General features: G+C 37.7%; 15 protein-coding genes and 1 tRNA gene. 2 read left to right on the top strand and 14 right to left on the bottom strand.

What is annotated here, in order from left to right:
* Positions 1-4: 4 nt before the first annotated feature.
* The 13 genes from TI10_RS13575 to TI10_RS25090 all read right to left on the bottom strand — a co-directional run bounded on the left by TI10_RS13575 (position 5) and on the right by TI10_RS25090 (position 17,540).
* Complete coding sequence (locus TI10_RS13575) at positions 5-1,597, bottom strand: serine hydrolase domain-containing protein (protein ID WP_049583925.1); 1,593 nt, start codon at positions 1,595-1,597, stop codon at positions 5-7.
* A gap of 186 nt (positions 1,598-1,783) precedes the next feature.
* Positions 1,784-3,379 (bottom strand): serine hydrolase domain-containing protein, encoded by a 1,596-nt coding sequence (locus TI10_RS13570; protein ID WP_049583923.1) that lies wholly within the window; start codon positions 3,377-3,379, stop codon positions 1,784-1,786.
* 412 nt (positions 3,380-3,791) lie between these two features.
* Positions 3,792-5,384 carry a serine hydrolase domain-containing protein gene (locus TI10_RS13565; RefSeq protein WP_049583921.1) on the bottom strand — a complete coding sequence of 531 codons (1,593 nt, stop codon included), beginning with the start codon at positions 5,382-5,384 and terminating at the stop codon, positions 3,792-3,794.
* Between the two features lie 436 nt (positions 5,385-5,820).
* Positions 5,821-7,413: a serine hydrolase domain-containing protein gene (locus TI10_RS13560; protein ID WP_049583920.1), complete on the bottom strand. Its 1,593-nt coding sequence runs from the start codon at positions 7,411-7,413 to the stop codon at positions 5,821-5,823.
* Between the two features lie 364 nt (positions 7,414-7,777).
* Complete coding sequence (locus TI10_RS13555) at positions 7,778-9,370, bottom strand: serine hydrolase domain-containing protein (protein ID WP_049583918.1); 1,593 nt, start codon at positions 9,368-9,370, stop codon at positions 7,778-7,780.
* Positions 9,371-9,530: 160 nt separating this feature from the next.
* Positions 9,531-11,123 carry a serine hydrolase domain-containing protein gene (locus TI10_RS13550; RefSeq protein WP_049583916.1) on the bottom strand — a complete coding sequence of 531 codons (1,593 nt, stop codon included), beginning with the start codon at positions 11,121-11,123 and terminating at the stop codon, positions 9,531-9,533.
* A 557-nt stretch (positions 11,124-11,680) separates the two neighbouring features.
* Positions 11,681-12,781 carry an amidinotransferase gene (locus TI10_RS13545; RefSeq protein WP_049583914.1) on the bottom strand — a complete coding sequence of 367 codons (1,101 nt, stop codon included), beginning with the start codon at positions 12,779-12,781 and terminating at the stop codon, positions 11,681-11,683.
* Positions 12,782-13,549: 768 nt separating this feature from the next.
* Entirely contained in the window at positions 13,550-13,852 is a 303-nt protein-coding gene (locus TI10_RS13540; RefSeq protein ID WP_049583910.1) for a hypothetical protein, read from the bottom strand.
* 804 nt (positions 13,853-14,656) lie between these two features.
* The gene (locus tag TI10_RS13535; protein ID WP_244161587.1) at positions 14,657-14,800 is read right to left on the bottom strand and encodes a hypothetical protein; all 144 of its coding nucleotides are present in this window, start codon (positions 14,798-14,800) and stop codon (positions 14,657-14,659) included.
* 106 nt (positions 14,801-14,906) lie between these two features.
* A complete protein-coding gene (locus TI10_RS13530) occupies positions 14,907-15,332 on the bottom strand; it encodes a hypothetical protein (RefSeq protein WP_049583905.1) in 426 nt (141 codons plus the stop codon).
* Complete coding sequence (locus tag TI10_RS13525) at positions 15,329-15,739, bottom strand: DEAD/DEAH box helicase family protein (protein WP_049583903.1); 411 nt, start codon at positions 15,737-15,739, stop codon at positions 15,329-15,331. The genes TI10_RS13530 and TI10_RS13525 overlap by 4 nt, the downstream gene beginning before the upstream one ends.
* Before the next feature lie 620 nt (positions 15,740-16,359).
* Positions 16,360-16,953 (bottom strand): nuclear transport factor 2 family protein, encoded by a 594-nt coding sequence (locus TI10_RS13520; RefSeq protein ID WP_049583901.1) that lies wholly within the window; start codon positions 16,951-16,953, stop codon positions 16,360-16,362.
* Between the two features lie 492 nt (positions 16,954-17,445).
* A tRNA-Sec gene (locus tag TI10_RS25090) sits at positions 17,446-17,540 on the bottom strand.
* A 240-nt stretch (positions 17,541-17,780) separates the two neighbouring features.
* Between TI10_RS25090 and prlC the strand changes: the two genes are divergently transcribed.
* Both prlC and rsmJ read left to right on the top strand, forming a co-directional pair.
* Complete coding sequence (gene prlC / locus TI10_RS13515; RefSeq protein WP_049583900.1) at positions 17,781-19,823, top strand: oligopeptidase A; 2,043 nt, start codon at positions 17,781-17,783, stop codon at positions 19,821-19,823.
* A gap of 6 nt (positions 19,824-19,829) precedes the next feature.
* Positions 19,830-20,573 (top strand): 16S rRNA (guanine(1516)-N(2))-methyltransferase RsmJ, encoded by a 744-nt coding sequence (rsmJ, locus tag TI10_RS13510; RefSeq protein ID WP_049583898.1) that lies wholly within the window; start codon positions 19,830-19,832, stop codon positions 20,571-20,573.
* 37 nt (positions 20,574-20,610) lie between these two features.
* Here the strand turns inward: rsmJ and gdhA are convergent, their stop codons facing one another.
* Positions 20,611-21,954 (bottom strand): NADP-specific glutamate dehydrogenase, encoded by a 1,344-nt coding sequence (gene gdhA / locus TI10_RS13505; protein WP_049583896.1) that lies wholly within the window; start codon positions 21,952-21,954, stop codon positions 20,611-20,613.
* Between the last annotated feature and the right edge of the window lie 186 nt (positions 21,955-22,140).

Below are 22,140 nucleotides of genomic sequence, written 5' to 3'. Positions count from 1 at the left end.
TAAATTAAACTGCGACAAACTCTACCCTCCAGCAACCCCCATCATTGATATAAAGATGAGGTTTATTCGTACCAGAATCCAATTCAAAATCGATAACAAATTCAGTGCCCGGGGAGAAATAACTATTACCGTAAACCCGCCGTAGAACTTCTTTATTCACAGGGTAAGTAATCCCATCAATATAAATTCCATCTCCAGAGACAGAAATAGTCATCGTTGATTCTATTTCATGACTATAATAATTCCCTGACAATAGCTGAATATCGATAACACCATCATCAGTCATTTTTTTAAAATAAAAAACATTGCCATCTTCATCAATCTGTTCCAATGCGATAACACTGTCATTTTCAATGATAGGTCTAAATCGAGTTTTACTTCCTTGCTGTTGGAATGAACCATCAGGATTAAAATTAATCGGGTCGCCTTTTCCGAATAAATTACCCAATAAATAGCAATCCTCCTTGGTAATAATATAAGGATAAGGTTCTGCCCCTCGGAAAATGCCGGTAATATCGATATCACAGATTAGACAATGTGGTTTTGCCGGTTCAATTATATTCGTGTTAAACAACACATCAAGACACTGCTCAATCCATTGAATGACACTAATATTTGTTGCAGAGGTAATAGCAATACCTAATTTGGAGTCAGGCAGAATACAAACTTCAGATTTAAAACCAGCATAGGAACCATCATGTTGTATTATTTTTTGCCCTTCTCGTTGGCTGATAATCAAACCGTAAGCATAGTTATTGCGATTACCATTGGTTAAATCTGGTGTACGGGATAATTGAGGCAACAATTCCTGAACAATGGATGGCGAATAAAATGCTCTGATCCAGCGACACAAATCATTCACCGTAGAATAAACCCCTGTGCCACCGACCACGGAACCATTAAGATCATATCTTGCCCACCGGTGTGGTTTCTCGTTATAAGTGTAACCCATCGCCCGATCAGAAATAATCTCGGTGACATCATCATAGAAAGCAGTCTCTTTCATCTTTAACGGGGCGAAAATATTTTCTTCTGCATATGCTCTCAATGATTTACCTGAAACCACGCTGACTATTTCCGCCAACAAATGATAGCCCGTATTGCTATAAGCATAATATTCCCCAGGTGTAAAATTAAGTGCTCGTTGCCGCTGCGTCAGCTTTCTTATCAAATCAATATGATGGCAATCAAAACGCGAGTTTTTACCTGCCAGGCGATAAAGTAAAGATTCATCACGTAATCCACTAGTATGATGAATAAGATGTTCAATAGTAATATCAGAAAATTCTACGGGGAAATAATCCAAATATTGCCCAACTTTATCTTTAACACTAAGCTTTCCTTCTTTCTCTAATAAGGCAATGCAGAAAGCCGTGAATTGCTTTGAAACACTCGCCAAATAGAATTTAGTATTAGACTGTATAGCAACAGCATGTTCAATATTAGCCTTTCCGATATGGCTCTGATAAATCGTTTTATTACCGTGGGTCACAGCAACAGCAAGAGCGCCACCCTGTTTCTTATTTTCAATATCAACCAACTCGTCTATTTTCTTGATAAGCAAATTAATATTATCTTTAGATATCGTCGATTTCATTATTATTTTCCTTATTTAATTTTATACAAATAGATATATAAAGTCAGCCCTGTAAGGCAGAACATGAATATGGACGTTCTGCCTAGGAAAAAGTCCGTCAGGTAGAAAATATCTCGGGGATCTCAATAGAATCCGCCATCCTGCCAGATAAACACTATTCTCAACTCGCGTTCACAACCCTGTCAATTAAACTGCGACAAATTCTATCTTCCAGCAACGACCATTACTGAGGTAAAGGCAAGGTTTATTCGTGTCAGGGTCAAATTCAAAATCAATAATAAGCTCTGTGCTAGGAGAAAAATAACTATTCCCATAAACCCGATGTAAGACTTCTTTTCTTTTAGGAGAAATAATTGCATCGATATAAAGCTCATCACCAGAGGCTGCAACAGTGAGCACAGCTTCTGTTTCGTGGTTATAATAATATCCTAACAGTAGCTGAATATCGGTACCACCATCATCAATCATCTTATCTAGATAAAAAACATTGCCATTTTCATTAATTTTCTCCAATGCAATAACACTGTCATTTTCAATAATAGGTCTGAACCGAATTTTCCCATCCTCCTCTTGGAATGTTCCATCAGAATTAAAGATAATCGGGTTACCTTTCTCGAATAAATTACCTAATAAATAGCAATCTTCTTTGGTAATAATATAAGGATATGGTTGTATTCCTTTGAATATACCCGTAATATCGATATCACTAGTCAGACAAGGCTGTTTTTCTAGTTTAGTACCATTGGGATTAAACAATACATCAAAACATTGTCGAACAAGCTTAGAGACATTAGTATTCATTGCAGAAGTAACAGCAATACCTAATTCAGCATCAGGCAAAATACAAACTTCTGATCTGAAGCCACCATAACCACCATCATGTCGTATTATCTTTTGCCCTTCTCGTTGGCTGATCGCAAAACCATAAGCATAATCGTTACGATTGCCATTAGTTAAATCTGGCGTGCGAGATAATTGAGGCAATAGATCCTGAACAATAGATGGCGAATAAAACGCTCTCATCCAGCGACACAAATCATTCACTGTAGAATACAGCCCCGAACCTCCTACCGCCGCATCATTGAGATCTTCTCTTATCCATCGGTTCGAGTCCTCGTTATAGGAGTACCCCATCGCCCGGTCAAAAATAATCTCGGTAGCATCATCATAGAAAAAGGTATCTTTCATCTTTAATGGTGCGAAAACATGTTCTTCTGCATATTCTCTCAGCGACTGGCCTGAAACCACTCTGACTATTTCCGCCATTAAATTATAACCGGTGTTGCTATAGAGATAATATTCTCCAGGCGTAAAATTAAGCGCTTGTTGCCGTTGCGTCAGTTTTCTCACCAAATCAATATGACGGTGGTCAAAGGCTGAATTTTTACCTGCTAGGCTATAAAGTAAAAATTGATCACGTAATCCACTGGTATGGTGAATAAGATGCTCAATAGTAATATCAGAGAATTCTGCGGGGAAATAATCTAAATATTGTCCAACTTTATCCTTAACGCTGATCTTTCCTTCTTTCTCCAATAAGGCTATGCAAAAAGCCGTGAATTGTTTTGAGACACTCGCCAAATAGAATTTAGTATTAGGTTGTATAGCAACAGCGTGTTCAATGTTGGCTTTTCCGATATAGCGCTGATAAATAGTTTTATTACCGTGGATAACCGCAACAGCGAGAGCTCCACCTTTTCTTTTATTTTCAATATTAACCAGTTCGTCTATTTTCTTGAGAAATAATTCAATTTTATCAGTAGATATCTTTGATTCCATCATGAACTTCCTTATTTTGAGGTTATAAAATAGAACATATATATACGGGCAATACTGTAAGACGTAAACAGGAAACATCCAAGTGATAATGGCTATCATTTAATATATACCCGTTATCTTTCAAGTTGCCTCTTTGTTGGCTGCACTCACTCACCCCGGTCACATAGTTCTCTATGCTCCCGGGGATTCGCTCCCTTGCCGTCGCGATGCAACTCGAAATCTATTAGGTATATAAAGGGCAATATAAAGTAACTACGGGAGCTGATGTTTGCAAAAAACAGACAGAACATAAATATCATAGTTCTGCCTGGAAAAAAGTGCATCTGATAGGGAATATCTTTAGGCCCTTAATAGCATTAATTCCATCCTGCTATAACCGTGCCGCGTTATTCATTCTAATTTATTACTTTATACATTAAACTGCAACGAATTCTATCTTCCAACAACGTGAATCACTGATATAAAGATGAAGTTTATTGGTATCAGGATCTAATTCAAAATCAATAATCAGTTCAGTACTGCGAGAAAAATAACTATTCCCATAAATCCTCCGTAAGACTTCCTGTTTACCAATATAAACAACCCCATCAATATAAATCCCATCGCCAGAAGCGGAAACAGTTATCGTTGCTTCTGTTTCATGGCTATAATAACGCCCTGACAATCGCTGAATATCGATACTACCGTCATCAACCATCTTTTGAAAATAGAAAACATTACTATTTTCATTAATCTGTTCCAATGCAATAACACTGTCATTTTCAATGATAGGTCTGAACCGGATTTTACCGCCTTTCTCTTGGAATGTACCATCAGAGTTAAAAATAATCGGGTTACCTTTCTCGAATAAATTACCTAACAAATAAGTCTCTTCCTTGGTAATAATATAAGGATAAGGTTCTTCCCCTCGGAAAATACCGGTAATATCGATATCACTAGTTAGGCAATGTGGCTCTTCTGGCTTAATCTTGGTGTTAAATAAGATATCAATATGCTGTTCCACCCATTCAGTAACCTCAGCACCTGTTGCAGCGGTAATCGCGATACCGAATTTAACATCCGGTAAAATACAAATATGAGATTTGAAGCCAGTATAGGAGCCACCGTGTTGTATTATCTTTTGTCCTTCTCGTTGGCTAATCATAAAACCGTAAGCATAATTATTACGATTACCATTGGTTAAATCTGGTGTGCGGGATAATTGAGGCAGCAGATCTTGAACAATGGATGGTGAATAAAATGCTCTGATCCAACGACACAAATCATTTACCGTAGAATGAAGCCCCGCACCACCAACTACCACATCGTTGAGATCATCTCTTACCCACTGGTGTAACTCCGCATTATAAGCGTAACCCATCGCCCGATCAGGAATAATCTCGGTTATATCATCATAGAAAAAGGTATCCTTCATCTTTAATGGGGCGAAAACTTTTTCTTCTGCATATTCTCTTAACGATTTACCTGAAACCACTCTGACTATTTCCGCCAGCAAATAATAGCCCGTATTACTATAAAGATAATATTCCCCAGGCGTAAAGTTAAGTGCTTGTTGCCGTTGGATCAGCTTTCTCACCAAATCAATATGGCGGTGATCAAAGTCTGAATTTTTACCTGCCAGGTGATAAAGTACAAACGCATCCCGTAATCCACTAGTATGGTGAATAAGATGCTCAATGGTAATATCAGAGAATTCTGCGGGGAAATAATCCAAATATTGTCCAACTTTATCCTTGACGCAAAGCTTCCCTGCTTTTTCTAGCAAAACAATACAAAAAGCCGCGAATTGTTTTGAAACACTCGCCAAATAGAATTTAGTATTAGGTTTTACAGCCACAGCATGTTCAATGCTAGCTTGTCCGATATAACGTTGATAAATGGTTTTATTACCGTGGATAACCGCAACAGCGAGTGCGCCTCCCTTTTTTTTATTCTCAACATTAACTAATTCGTCTACCTTCTTGAGAAACAACTTAATCTTATCTGTAGATATAGTAAATTCCATCATTAATTTCCTTATTTTATTTAAGATTATAAAACAGAACATATACCCTATGGATTTCAAGCTGCATCGCGACGGCAAGGGAGCGAATCCCCGGGAGCATAGAGAACTATGTGACCGGGGTGAGTGAGTGCAGCCAACAAAGAGGCAACTTGAAAGATAACGGGTATATATATTCAGCCTAATAGCAATACATATGCCGGCAGTACTGTAAGATGTAAATAGGAAACATCCAAGCGATAATGATTATCATTTAATATATGGAGGGCAATATAAAGTAACTACCGAAGCTGATATTTAAAAAAAACAGACAGAACATAAATATAATAGTTCTGTCTGGAACAAAGTGCATCTAATAGAAAATATCTTTAAGCCCTCAATAGCATTAATACTACCCTGCTAGTGAAACGCTATTCTAAATTTGTATTTATTAACTAGCCAATTAAACTGCAACAAATTCCACATTCAAGCAGCGTGAATTACCGATATAAAGACGATACTTATTGGTATCAAGATCAAATTCAAAATCAATAACAAACTCAGTACTAGGTGAGAAATAACTATTGCCATAAATATGTCGCAAAGCCTCTTTTTTTACAGGATGGATAATCCCATCAATATAAATATCATCACCAGAAGATATAATATTAATTATCGCCTCTGTTTCATGACTATAATAGCGACCTGACAATAGCTGAATATCGACACTATCTTCATCGTTCATCTTTTTCAAATAAAAAACGTTACCATTTTCATCAATATTCTCCAGTGCAATAACACTGTCATTTTCGATGACGGGTCTGAACTGAATTTTACTTCCTTCCTCCTGGAACGTACCGTCAGAGTTAAAAATAATCGGGTCACCTTTTTTAAATAAATCACCTAAAAAATAAAAATCTTCTTTGGTAATAATATAAGGATAAGGCTCTATCCCGCGGAAAATACCGGTGATATCAATATCATTAGTTAGGCAATGTGATTTTTTCGGTTCAATATGAGTGTTAAACAAGATATCCATATAATTATCCGTCCATTCACCAACATCAACATTGCTTGCAGCAGTCATCGCCATACCTAATTTAGCATCCGGTAAAATACAAATATTCGCTTGGAAGCCAGCAAAGGTACCATTGTGTTGTATTATCCTTTGCCCTTCACGTTGGTCGATAATCAAACCGTAAGCATAATTGTTACGATTGCCATTGTTTAAATCTGGTGTACGAGATAATTGAGGCAGTAGATCCTGAACAATAGATGGAGAATAAAACGCTCTAGCCCAACGACATAAATCATTCACGGTGGAATGAACCGCTGCACTACCCATCACAGAATTATTGATATCGCTTCTTGCCCACTGTTGCGAATTCTGATTATAAGTGTAACCCATCGCCCGATTAGAGATAATCTCGGTTACATCATCACAGATAATGGTATCTTTCATCTTTAATGGCGCGAAAATATTTTCTTCTGCATATTCTCTTAACGACTTACCTGAAGCCACGTTGACAATTTCCCCCAACAAATAATAGCCCGTATTGCTATAAATATAATATTCCCCAGCGGGGGCATTAAATGTCTGTTGTCGTTGGACCAGTTTTTCCATCAAATCAGAATTGCAGTAGTCAAAACTTGAGTTTTTACCTGCCAGACTATAAAGTAAAAATACATCCCGTAACCCACTGGTATGATGAATAAGATGCTCAATGGTAATATCAGAGAAATGTTCGGGTAAATAATCCAAATATTGTCTGATTTTATCCTTAACGTTGAGCTTTCCTTCTTTCTCCAGTAACGCTATGCAAAAAGCTGTGAATTGTTTTGAAGTACTCGCTAAATAGAATTTAGTATTAGGCTGTATATCAACAGCATGTTCCATACTAGCTTGCCCGATATGACGCTGATAAATTATCTTATCATCATGGATAATAGCAACTGCAAGAGCTCCACCTTTTTTTTCATTTTCAATATTAACCAGCTCATCTATTTTATTGATATACAACTGAATATTATCTTTAGATATCATCGATTCCATCATGAACTTCCCTATTTAAGGTTACAAAACAGAATATATATACGACTTGATAGCAATATATATATGAGCAGTACTGTAAGACGTAAACAAGAAATATCCAAGTAATAATGACCATCATTTAATGTGTGAATGACAATACAAAGTAACTGCGGATAAAAATTAGAATTAACTAAATTTTATAAACATTTATTTACTTTCAGAAATCATTTTAGGATCTAATGTTTACAAAAACAGGCAGAACATAAATATAACTGTTCTGCCTAAGATGAAGTGTATTAGTAGAAAATATCTCCTGGTTCTCACAATAGCATCAATCCTATCCTGCTAACGAAATACTGTCCTAAATTTGTATTTACTAACCTGTCAATTAAACTGCAATGAACTCCAAATTCAAGCAACGCGAATTGCTGACATAGAGACGACATTTATTTTCATCAGGATAAAACTTAAAATCAATAATAAGCTTAGTTCCTGTGGATAAATAACTATTCCCATAAATATGCCGCAAAACCTCCTCTTTTATAGGATGGATAATCCCATCAATATAAATATCTTTACCAGACGACATAACATTAATTATCGCTTCTGTTTCGTGACTATAATAGCGCCCTGACAATAGCTGAATATCAATACTATCTTCATCATTCATTCTTTTAAAATAAAAAACATTACCATTTTCATCAATCTGTTCCAGTGCGATAACCTTGTCATTTTCAATAATAGTCCTGAACCGGATCTTACCTCCTTGCTCTTGGAATGTACCATCAGAGTTAAAAGTAATCGGATTACCTTTTCCGAATAAATTACCTAAAAAATAAACATCTTCTTTGGTAATAACATAAGGATAAGATTCTATCCCTCGGAAAATACCAGTAATATCAATATCACTGGTTAGGTAATGCGGCTTTTTCGGCTCGAAATCGGCATTAAGCAATATATCAATATACCGATCCACCCATTTAGCAACATCAACACCTATTGCAGCGGTTATCACGATACCTAACTTAGCATCCGGTAAAATACACATATTAGTTCTGAAACCAGCATAAGCACCACTGTGTTGTATTATCGTTTGCCCTTCGCGTTGACTGATAATCAAACCGTAAGCATAATTGTTGCGATTGCCATTGATTAAATCTGGCATACGGGATAATTGAGGCAACAGATCCTGAACAATAGATGGTGAATAAAATGCTTTCATCCAACGACACAAATCATTCACGGTGGAGTGAACTCCTGCACTACCCACCACAGAATTGTTGATATCACTTCTTATCCATCGTTGTGAATCCTCATTATAAATGTAACCCATCGCCCTGTCGGAGATAATCTCGGTTATATCATCGTAGATAAAGGTATCTTTCATCTTTAATGGGACGAAAACATTTTCTTCTACATATTTTTTCAACGGCTTACCTGAAACCACTCTGACAATTTCCCCCAATAAATGATAGCCCGTGTTGCTATAAAGATAATATTCCCCAGTAGGTACGTTAAGTGCCTGTTGTCGTCGGATTAGTTTTCTTACTAAATCAACATGACAGTGGTCAAAATCCGAGTTTTTACCTGCCAAACCAAAAAGTAAAAATACATCCCGTAGCCCGCTGGTGTGATGAATAAGATGTTCAATAGTAATATCAGAGAAATGAGCGGGTAAATAACCCAAGTATTGTCTGACTTTATCCTTTACGTTGAGCTTTCCTTCTTTCTCCAGCAAAGCTATGCAAAAAGCCGTGAATTGTTTTGAAACACTTGCTAAATAGAATTTAGTACTAGGTTTTACAGCCACAGCATGTTCAATACTAGCTTGCCCGATATAACGCTGATAAATGGTTTTATTGCCGTAGGTAACCGCAACGGCAAGAGCGCCTCCCTTTTTTTTATTCTCAACATTAACTAATTCGTCTATTTTCTCGAGAAATAATTTAATATTATCTGTGGATATTGTCAGTTTCATCATTAATCTCCTAATATTTATAAAAAACAGACAGAACATAAATATAAATAGTTCTGTCTGGAGCAAAAGGCATTTAATAGAAAATATCTTTAGTCCCTCAATAGCATTAATTCTATCCTGCTAGCGGAACGCTATTTTAAACTTGTATTTACTAACTAGTTCATTAAATTGGAACAAATTCTATATTCAAGCAACGTGCATTACCGATATAAAGACGAGGTTTATTGGTATCAGGATCAAGTTCAAAATCAATAACAAATTCAGCACTGGGAGAGAAATAACTATTCCCATAAATATGTCGCAAAGCCTCTTTTTTTACAGGATGGATAATTCCATCAATATAAATATCATCACCAGAAGATATAATATTAATTATCGCCTCTGCTTCGTGACTATAATAGCGCCCTGACAATAGCTGAATATCGACACTATCTTCATCGTTCATCTTTTTTAAATAAAAAACATTACCATTTTCATCAATATGCTCCAGTGCGATAACACTGTCATTTTCAATGACGGGTCTGAACTTAATTTTACTTCCTTCCTCCTGGAATGAACCGTCAGAGTTAAAAATAATCGGGTTACCTTTTTTAAATAAATCACCTAAAAAATAAACATCTTCTTTGGTAATAATATAAGGATAAGGCTCTATCCCTCGGAAAATACCGGTGATATCAATATCATTAGTTAAGCAATGTGGTTTTTCTGGCTCAACATGGGTATTAAACAATATATCAATATACTTATCCGTCCATTCACCAACATTAACATTGCTTGCAGCAGTCATCGCCATACCTAATTTAGCATCTGGTAAAATAAAAACATTAGCTCTAAAGCCAGCATAGGTACCACTGTGTTGTATTACCCTTTGCCCTTCACGTTGGTCCATAATTAAACCGTAAGCATAATTGTTACGATTGCCATTATCTAAATCTGGTGTACGGGATAATTGAGGCAGTAGGTCCTTAACAATAGATGGCGAATAAAACGCTCTAGCCCAACGACATAAATCATTCACGGTGGAATGAACCGCTGCACTACCCATCACAGAATTATTGATATCGCTTCTTATCCACTGTTGCGAATTCTGATTATAAGTGTAACCCATCGCCCGATTAGAGATAATCTCGGTTATATCATCACAGATAATAGTATCTTTCATCTCTAATGGAGCGAAAACATTTTCTTCTGCATATTCTTTCAAAGACTTACCTGAAACTACATTGATAATTTCCCCCAACAAATAATAGCCTGTGTTGCTATAAATATAATATTCTCCAGTGGGGGTGTTAAATGTCTGTTGTCGTTGGATAAGTTTTTCCACTAAATCAGCATTGCAGTAGTCAAAGCTTGAGTTTTTACCTGCCAGACTATAAAGTAAAAATACATCCCGTAACCCACTGGTATGATGAATAAGATGCTCAATAGTAATATCACAGAAATGCGCGGGTAAATAATCCAAATATTGTCCGATTTTATCCTTGACGTTGAGTTTTCCTTCTTTCTCCAGCAAAGCTATGCAAAAAGCCGTGAATTGTTTTGAAGCGCTCGCTAAATAGAATTTAGTATTAGGCTGTATATCAACAGCATGTTCAATGCTAGCTTTCCCAATATGGCGCTGATAAATTATCTTATCATCATGGATAATAGCGACTGCGAGAGCTCCACCTTTTTTTTCATTTTCAATATTAACCAACTCATCTATTTTATTGATAAATAATTGAATATTATCTTTAGATATCATCGATTCCATCATTAACTTCCTTATATTATGTTATAAAATAAGACATATATATGCAGTCTGATAGCAATATATATGTGGGCAGTACTGTAAGACGGAAATAAGCAACATCCAAGTAATAACTATTATCATTTAATATATAAAGAGAAACAGAAAGTAACTACGGTTACTCATCGGAATAGATAAACTCATGCTAGCAGTGATTCGCTACCAGCAATTATTTCAGAACTCATACTTAAATCTAGAATTAAACAGCCTGTTACTATTCATAATCATAGAAATGATGGAGAAGCGGGGGAGAAATACAAGCAAAACGCATGCACACACTGCAATTAATCTTAACCTAAAAGTGACTGTGTGCATGCGGATATTCATCTCTAACATTTACATCAGTCGTATATAAATGTAGAGGCATATTTAGTATGGTCAAATATTGGGAGAGCTTTCAATTCTATAATCACTTTTGTATCCCAATACACGACTCGCATAAAAGTGGCTACCATATACAAGATATTTAATGCAAACATGACTGCATCCCAAAGGGAATATCTCCAGATAGCCATCATTATTTCCTAGTCAAGATAAGACTGTAAAGTTCCGCGCCGTCTTACATCCACGGTCGCACAATGGAAGGAACCGCCGAACGTATTAAAATTCCTGAAATTACATGGAATCGGCGTGAAGCCCCAGCGTTTCATTGCAGCGATCATTGGCTCATCCTGCCTTTCAACAATCACCCGCTGCTCATCCAACATCAGAATATTCATGTTGATCCATTTACTGGTCGTATACAGAGGATGATCATCAGGAATAACCGGATGAGGCGCATGTAATACATCCCATTTCCTAAACAGTTCAGGAACTTTTAACACCTTTTCTGGGTTAATCAACAATTTTCCTGGCGCCATAGGAACAAAGGTGGCATCAATGTGCATAGGGTTATCATCGTTAAATTCAAAAACATGAATACGATATTCATCACCTATATGACGACGAAGCCATTCAATACCAAATTCATTTGTGACATGGCTCTTTTGAGCAATGATGTCTCGCCCACATCGGATAAAATCCGCAGCATCAAAAGTCGGTTCAAACTCAGTTATAGCAAGGGGAACACGCTCCCTGCCATTAGGCTGATGCCATTCGAAATTATATTGTTCCTCGATCAACTGTGGCTTTGGCCCGGCGCTCCATTTTGCACCTTTCTTAAAGTAATCTTTAAGTAAAGTCTTATATGCCGCCGTCTCAAAATAACGGGAACGCCATGCTAGCGGGCATTCAATAATATCATTTCCAATAACTAACAGCACATCGCGAGGCATTGCACAATAAAACCCTGTACTACTCCAGCCTGGCGCGCCAAATACCTGAGATTGGTCTTGCGGATCTGGGCGACGTACTGTCACACCTTCACCTCTAAGAATATGGACAAACTCTTCTAATTCTCTAGATGCTGCATCAATTTGTTCTTGCGGAAATGACCGACCTGCATACCGATGAAAATTTTCAATTTGATTCGATGGTAGTATCGGCTCTATCGCCATATGCCAACCGGGAAATCTGGCGCCATCAACTACACCGACAATAACCTCCTCAAGTGGGTCCCATTCATTAAAAGAACAAACGGGGGAAGAAACCTTACAATTACTATCTGTTACATTTGAATCAAGCATGTCGTCTCCTGATATTTTAAATATTATGTCGCTTTAAAACTATAACAACTGTATTAATTGCGACCCTGTTTCCATCAATATAAACCTCTTAGGAAAAATTCAATTTAAATATGTCATCATACATAATATTATGGATTTACATCTCTTTCAGTTAAAGAAATCAAATTAACTATAATTTTTTTAGATCTAATAAATCCAACAATAAATCATCATATTGGTTATTTAAAACAGTAAAAACTGTCAAAAAATTTATTTTCCCGTTATAAAACGTTCAACCAAGGTAATAATACACAAAACAACCTGATAGTTTCACTGTAATTTTATAACGCTAAAATGAGAATATAAACTTGTCTGCGAGCAATAATATATGGACATTTAAATTTGTAAAGGAATTAAATTTAAGGACTGTAAAATAGAGTTAATGTGACTGTTTGCTATATCATTATTAACTTATAAATATTAACACAGATGAATAAATAAAAATTCATTTATAATAACATCGTTTTTTTAATTCTATAATAATGCCAACCCAATAATAGACAAAGGCAGAACAGTAATATTACCATTCTGCCTGTAGTTAAGTGTATTTAATAGAAAATACATTTAGGATTTGAATAAAATCAGTTTCATTACAAAAAGAAATATTACATCTAATTTCAATCAGCAATAATACGACATTTGATAACTGATTATATTACTTAAGTCAAATCCAGTTATTATAAAAATTTTTTAATTCACGCACTCATTTAGACATTTAACAAATACTTCTTAAATTTCAACACCTACTATATATTTCATCTTAGTAAGATTACTTTTTGCGACTTTTACTTTTACATCTAATTTTTCATGAAGAACACGTAACAGAGAAAGATAGAGCAGCACAATCTTGTCTTTATCTTTATCATCAACTAGTAATAGATGAAAATCATCAACCACGCCTAAAATATTCAGACTAACGATAACTGAACTGGGTGACAGAATATCAATATTGACTTTCTCTACCTTACCCACTTTAAGCTCATCATCTACAATCAGATCTTCATGTAGCAGAATGTCTTTCTTAATAATCATAATATAAACTCCAAAGTTTAATCTAACTAATTGATAAATAACTTATATCACTCAAGAATACGTACAATAAGCTATTTATCTTGCCCATATGAAATTGTAACCATTTTCACTAGAAAACAAGGTGTTTATCAGGAATTTATCCAGCACTTAGATAACATATACAGCATTTTTTATGCCATATTGACGCTTTATCTAATACATATAACTATAGATGCCATTAATGTATTGTCAATAAAATAAAAAAATAAATTTAATTAATTTAAAATCAATATTTTATTACCCAATAAAAACTAAAAAAGATATTACATCCTGTCATTGAACAGGATATTTCAGTAATTTTTTCTAGCGAATATAATGACAGCGATAAACGATAATGAGAAATAAATAGCTATTTCCCTCTATGCCACAAAAGGTAAAATCGAGAACATCATCTCAGAAACAATAAATAATTCATAACATTTTAATACTATATTCTATGGAAATAACAAGCGATATATTAATCAAGTGATGATTTATAGTAAATTTTATAATTACATCTCATTCACTCATTATAACAACAAGAATATAAAATAAATCCCAAGCAATTATATTATTAAATTTATTACAAATAATTAATCATCAATTTGTTATTTATATATTTTTTATTGCCAAATGAGATATGGAATTAACAACAGTTACTATGCGGAAATAATACTAAAAAAACGTGGTGTCAATTTTGACTATACCACGTTCTATTGCCAAACTTAATATCACTTTCCACTATGGAAAAATCGACGAATTAATACTATTTTAGATAACAGACTTTTATCCATAATCCCTAGATAACCAATTCTTTATATCCTCAACAATAGGAGTAATTTGTAAAATACCTTCACTATTTCTAAATCCATGACTTAGACCTGGGTATTGATAAAAGGTAATATTATCTTTCTTTAATTGCTCTTCCATTTTTATCGCTGAACCTGGACTAACTGAATTATCATTTAATGTTTGAATAAATATCGACAATCTTGTCTATAAAATAAGGAGGGTTTTCCTCCTTATCAGTGCATATTTAGCAAACAAGTTTTAGCTTAGGGTAAACAACACTTCGAAACTCAGCCGGAATCTTTTCCTTAATATCTGCTAAAATTCTGTTATCTGCTCCAATAACCTCTATAAGTTCATTAATAATAGAATCTAATTTCTCAGCTCTATCCCATTGAACTTTATAAGCCCCCGCATTTATCTTTTGCTCTACTTTCTGTAATTGTTTATTTTCTTTATATACATATTTCATTTTAATAATATTCACTTCGTTATCTATATTTTCTTTATAGGTGATAATCATATGGATATCATTAGATTTCTTTATGGTTTCAATACTATCGTATTCACTCTCAAAAATAGCAGTTATGAGCTCATCGGGTTGAACACCTCTCACCAAACAAAAGGCTACCATTCTTTCTATAATCTCGTTTACTTTTAATGAGTCGATCATCGTATCATCCTCTTAACTTCTTCAAGTATCCCCGCTATTGCATCTATTGATTTTAGCAATGTTTTATTATCCCGATCCTTAACCGTCCCGTATATCTTGGATAATTTACTATTAAATATAACATCACAATTCACCCAAAAATTGTCCTCTAAAACCTCTTGCGTTTTTCGTATACTATCTTTAGTAACAAGTCCAGGGGTTATAATGAGAACTCTTTTATTTGATACGCCATATGGCGCAATAGAAATCAAACCACTCTTCCCTGTACCTGTAGGTAGTACTACTAATGCTTCTTTATTATCTGGTTGACTAAAATAGTCTCTAATCTTGATGTATGCCTCAATTTGAGGCGTTCTTAATTTCTTATTTCCCTCAATATTAACTGCTGTATCAAAAAAATAAGTCATACATATTTCCCTTATTCCAACAATTATCGCCATAAATATTAAAATGATTTACTTGCATATCACTGCAATATCTCTCTGCATTCATAAAGAGAATAGTCGTCTATTCCATGAATCACATAATAATTATATCTCAATATAACCAACATTAAACTCATATCCATATAAAATAATCGACATATCGTGACCAATAGCACGTATTTTAGATCAATAAATTGATTTACACTCTCGTTGCTAATTATTTTATTTACGTTATCTGTTCTAATGAAAACCTAATAATATATTACAGTATTTAATTTTTATTAATAATTTTATCAAGTAAAGAAATGACTATGATGATGCTATATCTTCATACATTCTATAAGATTTACCCATAATTAAAAATAGCGATCCGATGAGTCATAAATTTAATATAATATATTGATTTTTAATAATTTTTATATGTATCAATAGGTTTTATACACATTCCTATACACAGGATCTCTGGAAAAGGAAGCAGTCCTCTCAGAGGACTTGAACGGCTAGCACCGTTTTGGATTTGGGATGTGTTGTTAACAGTGTCTTTGTGAGTTCATGGCATCTTACGGACTCGCCCTTAGGTAAGTCCGTATTAAATTGTTGAATCAATTACTGACACCTATCTGTTTCATAAGCTCGCCCTCATCCCAGAACAGATATTCTTCATCCATAACGACGCCTTCAAATCCTTTAGCTTTGACTTTGGTCCAGTGCCCAAGCGTTGCCATAGGGAGGTGATACGACTTACCTGTAGGTTTGATAACCTTACCACCACCCAGATCCATAGGTTTCGTAAATGTTCCATCAGTAAATCCCGTTACAGCAGTCCATTCTCCATCATTTGTACCAAACCGCACCGGGTGCTCTGTGATTCGGTTGTCAGGGGCAAATGTCCACATATACTTCAGATCGTCAATGTGCTTTTGAATGCCCTTGGTAGTATGACCATCAGGATAGTGAACAATAATGTCCATAGCATGGCTCTTATGTAGCTCCCACCATTTTTGGTTTGTATAGACATTGAAATCAAGATCGTCAAAGTTAGCCAGATTCTTTGCCAGAATTGGAGACATACCTTTAACTTTAGGTGCGGGTTGGTTTACTTTCGTGCCGGGCCAATTGTTCTGCACCGCAAACGCTATTGGGCTGGCAGTAAATAGTAAAAGTGTGAATAACGATAACCTCTTGCGACTTTTCATGGTCTTTCCTCTTTGTTAGTGCTAAAGGAACTAAAAGATTGTTCTATAACGAATTAAGTACTGTCGGCCCCCTTACATTGGATAGATTAAAAATGATAGTTCATCAGTTTGCTTGACTTTGATTAGATGGAGAAACCTCCCCAAAACAACATGATTTAATCAAGGAGTAAGTGACTAAATTGACTCACACACCGGATAACTATCGTATAGAAAATCATCAAGCCCCCCGATACTACGCCTAATAAAAAAGCATGTAAATAGTCACATTAAGTAATTATAACGATTAAAAACAAACCAACGCCGATTGGACGTTTCTGCATCAAAATCGATTTCCATCAGTTTCAGGCAGGTATCACACAAAGGAGCGGCGAGGTCATTCCATCTTCATTACTTCAACAGGCACCTTCTAAAGATGTTTCGCAAAATCAATATCGTTCCACCGCTAAAATCAAAATTTGTGAGCAAAAACGCCAGATAGCAGGATGATTTGAATGGCGGAAGATCACAGGAGTCGAACCTGCCAGAGACCGCTGGCGGCCTCATCTGGATTTGAAGTCCAGCCGCCCCACCGGGGACGATGATCTTCCGTATAAATACAAAGAATTATGAAAAGAAGCTAATCATAGCGCATATTATCTGGCTTCTGAAATCCGTTTGCTAAAATCATTCTCAATTTCCTAAAAAGCATTAAATTTTATTGTTCATAAGCTCAACATTCGCGTTGAGTTTGTCGAATTTTACCTACATCTTATTAGCCGATACCCATTACGATACAGGGTTGCTCCGCTCAGCAATGTATCCAAACACACATAAAAAGGACGTTTTATATGACTAATCCGTTACTCGTTCCATCAGGTTTACCAAAATTTTCTTCTATTAAACCAGAGCATGTTGTTCCGGCTGTAAAAGAAGTCATTGCCAATTATCGCCAAACCGTCGAAAAAATCTTGGCCGAGAATACCGTTTTTACCTGGGATAACCTGTGTCAACCACTGGCCGAAGCCGCAGATAAACAGTCTCGTGCATGGTCACCCGTCAATCATCTGAATTCGGTCAGAAACAGCCCAGAATTACGCGCCGTCTATGAAGAAAGTTTGCCATTATTGTCCGAATTCAGTACCTGGTTAGGTCAGCACAAGGGATTATATCAAGCCTATAAGTCACTACGTGAAAGCGCGGAGTTTGAGAAGCTTTCTGTGCCTCAACGCAAAGTTGTCGAAAATGCACTGCGTGATTTTAAACTATCAGGTATTGGTCTGCCTGAAGAGAAGCAGAAACGCTATGGCGAGATCAGTGCGCGTTTGTCAGATTTAAGTTCGCAATTCAACAATAATGTGCTCGATGCCACTATGGGCTGGACTAAGTTAATTACTGACGTGAAAGATCTGTCCGGCCTGCCTGAAAGCGCAATCGCCGCCGCTAAAGCCCAGGCAGAAGCTAAAGGACAAAAAGGCTGGCTACTGACTCTAGAAGCGCCAAGTTACCAGCCGGTTATCACCTATGCAGATAACCGTGAACTGCGTCGGGAAATTTATTACGCCTACAATACCCGCGCATCCGATCAAGGCCCAAATGCAGGTAAATGGGATAACAGCGAAGTGATAGCCGAAACCCTCGCGCTGCGCCATGAACAGGCTCAATTGCTTGGTTTAAAAAATTATGCTGAACAGTCCCTTGCAACCAAAATGGCAAAAACCCCTAAGGAAGTGTTGGATTTTCTGAATGATTTGACAAAACGCGCGCGTCCACAGGGAAAAGAAGAAGTAGATGAATTAAAAAGCTTTGCCAAATGGCATCATTGCGCCCATAAGCTGGAAGCCTGGGATATGACTTATTATGGCGAAAAACAAAAACAGTACGAATTCTCTATCAATGATGAGCAATTACGTCCTTATTTCCCAGAACAAAAGGCTGTTGAAGGGCTATTCGAAGTTATTCGCCGTATCTATGGTATTACTGCCAAAGAGCGCCATGATGTAGAAACCTGGCATCCAGATGTCCGTTTCTTTGATCTGTATGATGACACCAATGAGCTGCACGGCAGCTTCTATATGGATCTGTACGCACGTGAGAATAAACGTGGCGGCGCTTGGATGGATGAGTGTATCAGCAAAATGCGTCGTTCCAACGGCGAACTGCAAAAGCCTGTCGCTTATCTGAACTGCAACTTCAATAAACCTGTTGGCGATAAACCCGCGCTGTTCACCCACAGTGAAGTCAACACGCTGTTCCACGAGTTTGGTCACTGTCTACATCTGATGCTGACCCAGATTGAAACTGCCGGCGTTTCTGGTACTAATGGTGTACCGTGGGATGCGGTAGAAATGCCAAGCCAGTTCATGGAGAACTGGTGTTGGGAACCAGAAGCGCTGGCATTTATCTCTGGTCACTACGAAACTCAAGAGCCTCTACCACAAGCCATGCTAGATAATCTGTTAGCTGCGAAAAACTATCAGGCTGCTATGAAGATCTTACGTCAGCTTGAGTTTGGTCAGTTCGATTTCCGTCTGCATGTTAACTACGATCCAAAGAAAGGCGCGCAAACCATGAAGACCTTAAAGGAAGTGAAGAAATTGGTCTCCGTAGTGCCTTCACCTGAATGGGGCCGTTTCCCACATTCATTCACCCACATCTTCTCTGGTGGTTATGCTGCGGGTTATTATAGTTATCTATGGGCTGATGTGTTGGCAGCCGATGCTTACTCCCGTTTCGAGGAAGAAGGTATTTTTAACCGCGAAACCGGGCAATCTTTCCTTGATAACATTTTGTCCCGTGGTGGTTCCGAAGAGCCAATGGAGCTGTTCAAACGCTTCCGTGGCCGTGAACCAAAACTGGATGCAATGCTGCGCAAGGCCGGTATTAAAGGGTAATTTAAGGTGGGAATCTGTTTAATCTGTGAACAAGGCGCTGATAACAGCGCCTTATCTCAACTAGCGGAGCGCTGGGGGTTGGCGCATGACAAAAACGCTATTATGGCGTTGGTCCTTACCCCTCAACGCCTTGAACTTCGTAAACGGGATGAGCCAAAGCTAGGCGGCATCTATGTCGATTTTATATCAGGCACAATGGCACATCGCCGCCGCTTTGGCGGCGGACGCGGCGAAGCAGTCGCTAAAGCCGTAGGGATCAAAAAAGATTACCTGCCAACAGTCGTGGATGCTACCGCAGGCCTGGGGCGCGATGCCTTTGTGCTGGCATCACTGGGTTGCCATGTAAGAATGTTGGAACGCCACCCAGTGGTCGCGGCATTGCTGGATGACGGGCTGCAACGGGGTTATCAGGATGAAGAAATTGGCGGCTGGTTGCAAGAACGCATGACACTGCTCCATGCCTCCAGCATCACAGCACTGGCCGATATTACGCCACAGCCCGATGTCGTTTATCTTGATCCTATGTACCCACATAAGCAGAAAAGCGCGTTGGTGAAAAAAGAGATGCGAGTGTTCCAATCTCTGGTTGGCGCGGATGAAGACGCCGATAATTTGCTATCCCCTGCACGCGCTTTGGCAAAACGCCGCGTCGTGGTAAAACGGCCTGATTATGCAGAACCCTTAGCTGGAATCGCCGCATCAGCGGCTATCACCACAAAAAATCACCGTTTTGATATCTATCCTTGTTAAAAAAATCAGCCGTATATTGCGGCTGATATCTTTTAATCTACAGAATACCTTGAGCAAGCATGGCGTCGGCAACTTTCACAAATCCAGCAATATTCGCACCCTGAACATAATTGATCTGTTTGCCCTCGCCGCCATATTCAACACAAGCGTGGTGAATATCTAGCATGATGTGATGCAAACGTGCATCCACTTTTTCCGCCTTCCAGCCTAAACGGGCCGCATTCTGTGCCATTTCCAGACCAGACGTCGCCACCCCACCCGCGTTGGCGGCTTTACCCGGCGCGAATAGCACACCGGCTTCAATAAAAGCCTCAGTCGCTGAAATAGTTGCTGGCATATTCGCCCCTTCAGCAACAGCTTTAACGCCATTCTTGATAAGAACCTTAGCCGCATCCAAATCCAGCTCATTCTGGGTGGCACATGGCAAAGCGATATCAACCGGCACAGACCAAGGTTGTAATCCTTTCAAGAAAGTCAAACCCCGCTCTCTGGCATACTCTTCCACACGGCCATAGCGTTGGTTTTTTATCTCTTCAAGATGGGCCAGCTTCTCCGGTGTGAAACCTTCCTCATCAACTAAGGTACCGCCGGAATCAGAAGCGGTTACCACTTTCGCTCCCAATGCCATGCATTTTTCAATTGTATATTGCGCGACATTTCCTGCACCAGAAACCGATACGCGCATACCTTCAAACCCCATGCCATGACGTTTCAACATGGCATTGACGAAATAGACCAGACCATAGCCAGTCGCTTCCGGGCGAATCAAACTACCGCCAAAAGAGAGACCTTTGCCAGTAAATACACAAGCCGTGTTATTAGAAAGTTTTTTCATCATTCCTGACATAAAAGCCACTTCACGGCCACCCACACCAATATCACCGGCGGGAACATCAGTATCTGGCCCCAAATGACGATACAATTCTGTCATTAATGCCTGACAAAAACGCATTACTTCGCCCTGGCTTTTTCCTTTAGGATCAAAATCTGAACCGCCTTTACCACCACCCATTGGTAAAGTTGTCAGTGCATTCTTCAAGGTTTGTTCAAAGCCCAGGAATTTCAGAATAGAGAGGTTCACCGATGGATGAAAACGCATACCACCTTTATATGGCCCAATGGCTGAGTTGAACTGCACTCGCCATGCACGGTTTACCTGAACTTTACCCTGATCATCTACCCAGCAAACCCGGAACTGGATAACCCTTTCTGGCTCTACCATACGCTCCAGTAGGCTATGTTCACGGTATTTCGGGTTTTGTTCAAGAAACGGCCAAAGAGAGGTGAATACTTCCCGAACAGCCTGGAGATATTCTGGTTGATATTCATCCCTGCGTTGAATCGATCCAAGAAATGAAGACAAAGATAGTAAACAGCTCATTTAGTTATTCCTTATTTCTACTTCGGTTGTGATGGACCCCCAGTCATCTTCTAATAATTATTTTTGTCGAAAATGTGAGGTAAGTTGTGTTTGCCCTTTGAATATATCACTGTTCTATATTCATCTTTCAAGAAGTTTTTTCGCAGAAAGGTAAAAAAAATTTCTTGATTGCACCGGACGTAAACC

This window comes from Photorhabdus luminescens subsp. luminescens (assembly GCF_001083805.1).
GTDB lineage: Bacteria > Pseudomonadota > Gammaproteobacteria > Enterobacterales > Enterobacteriaceae > Photorhabdus > Photorhabdus luminescens.
This window is presented reverse-complemented; position numbering and strand designations above follow the sequence as displayed.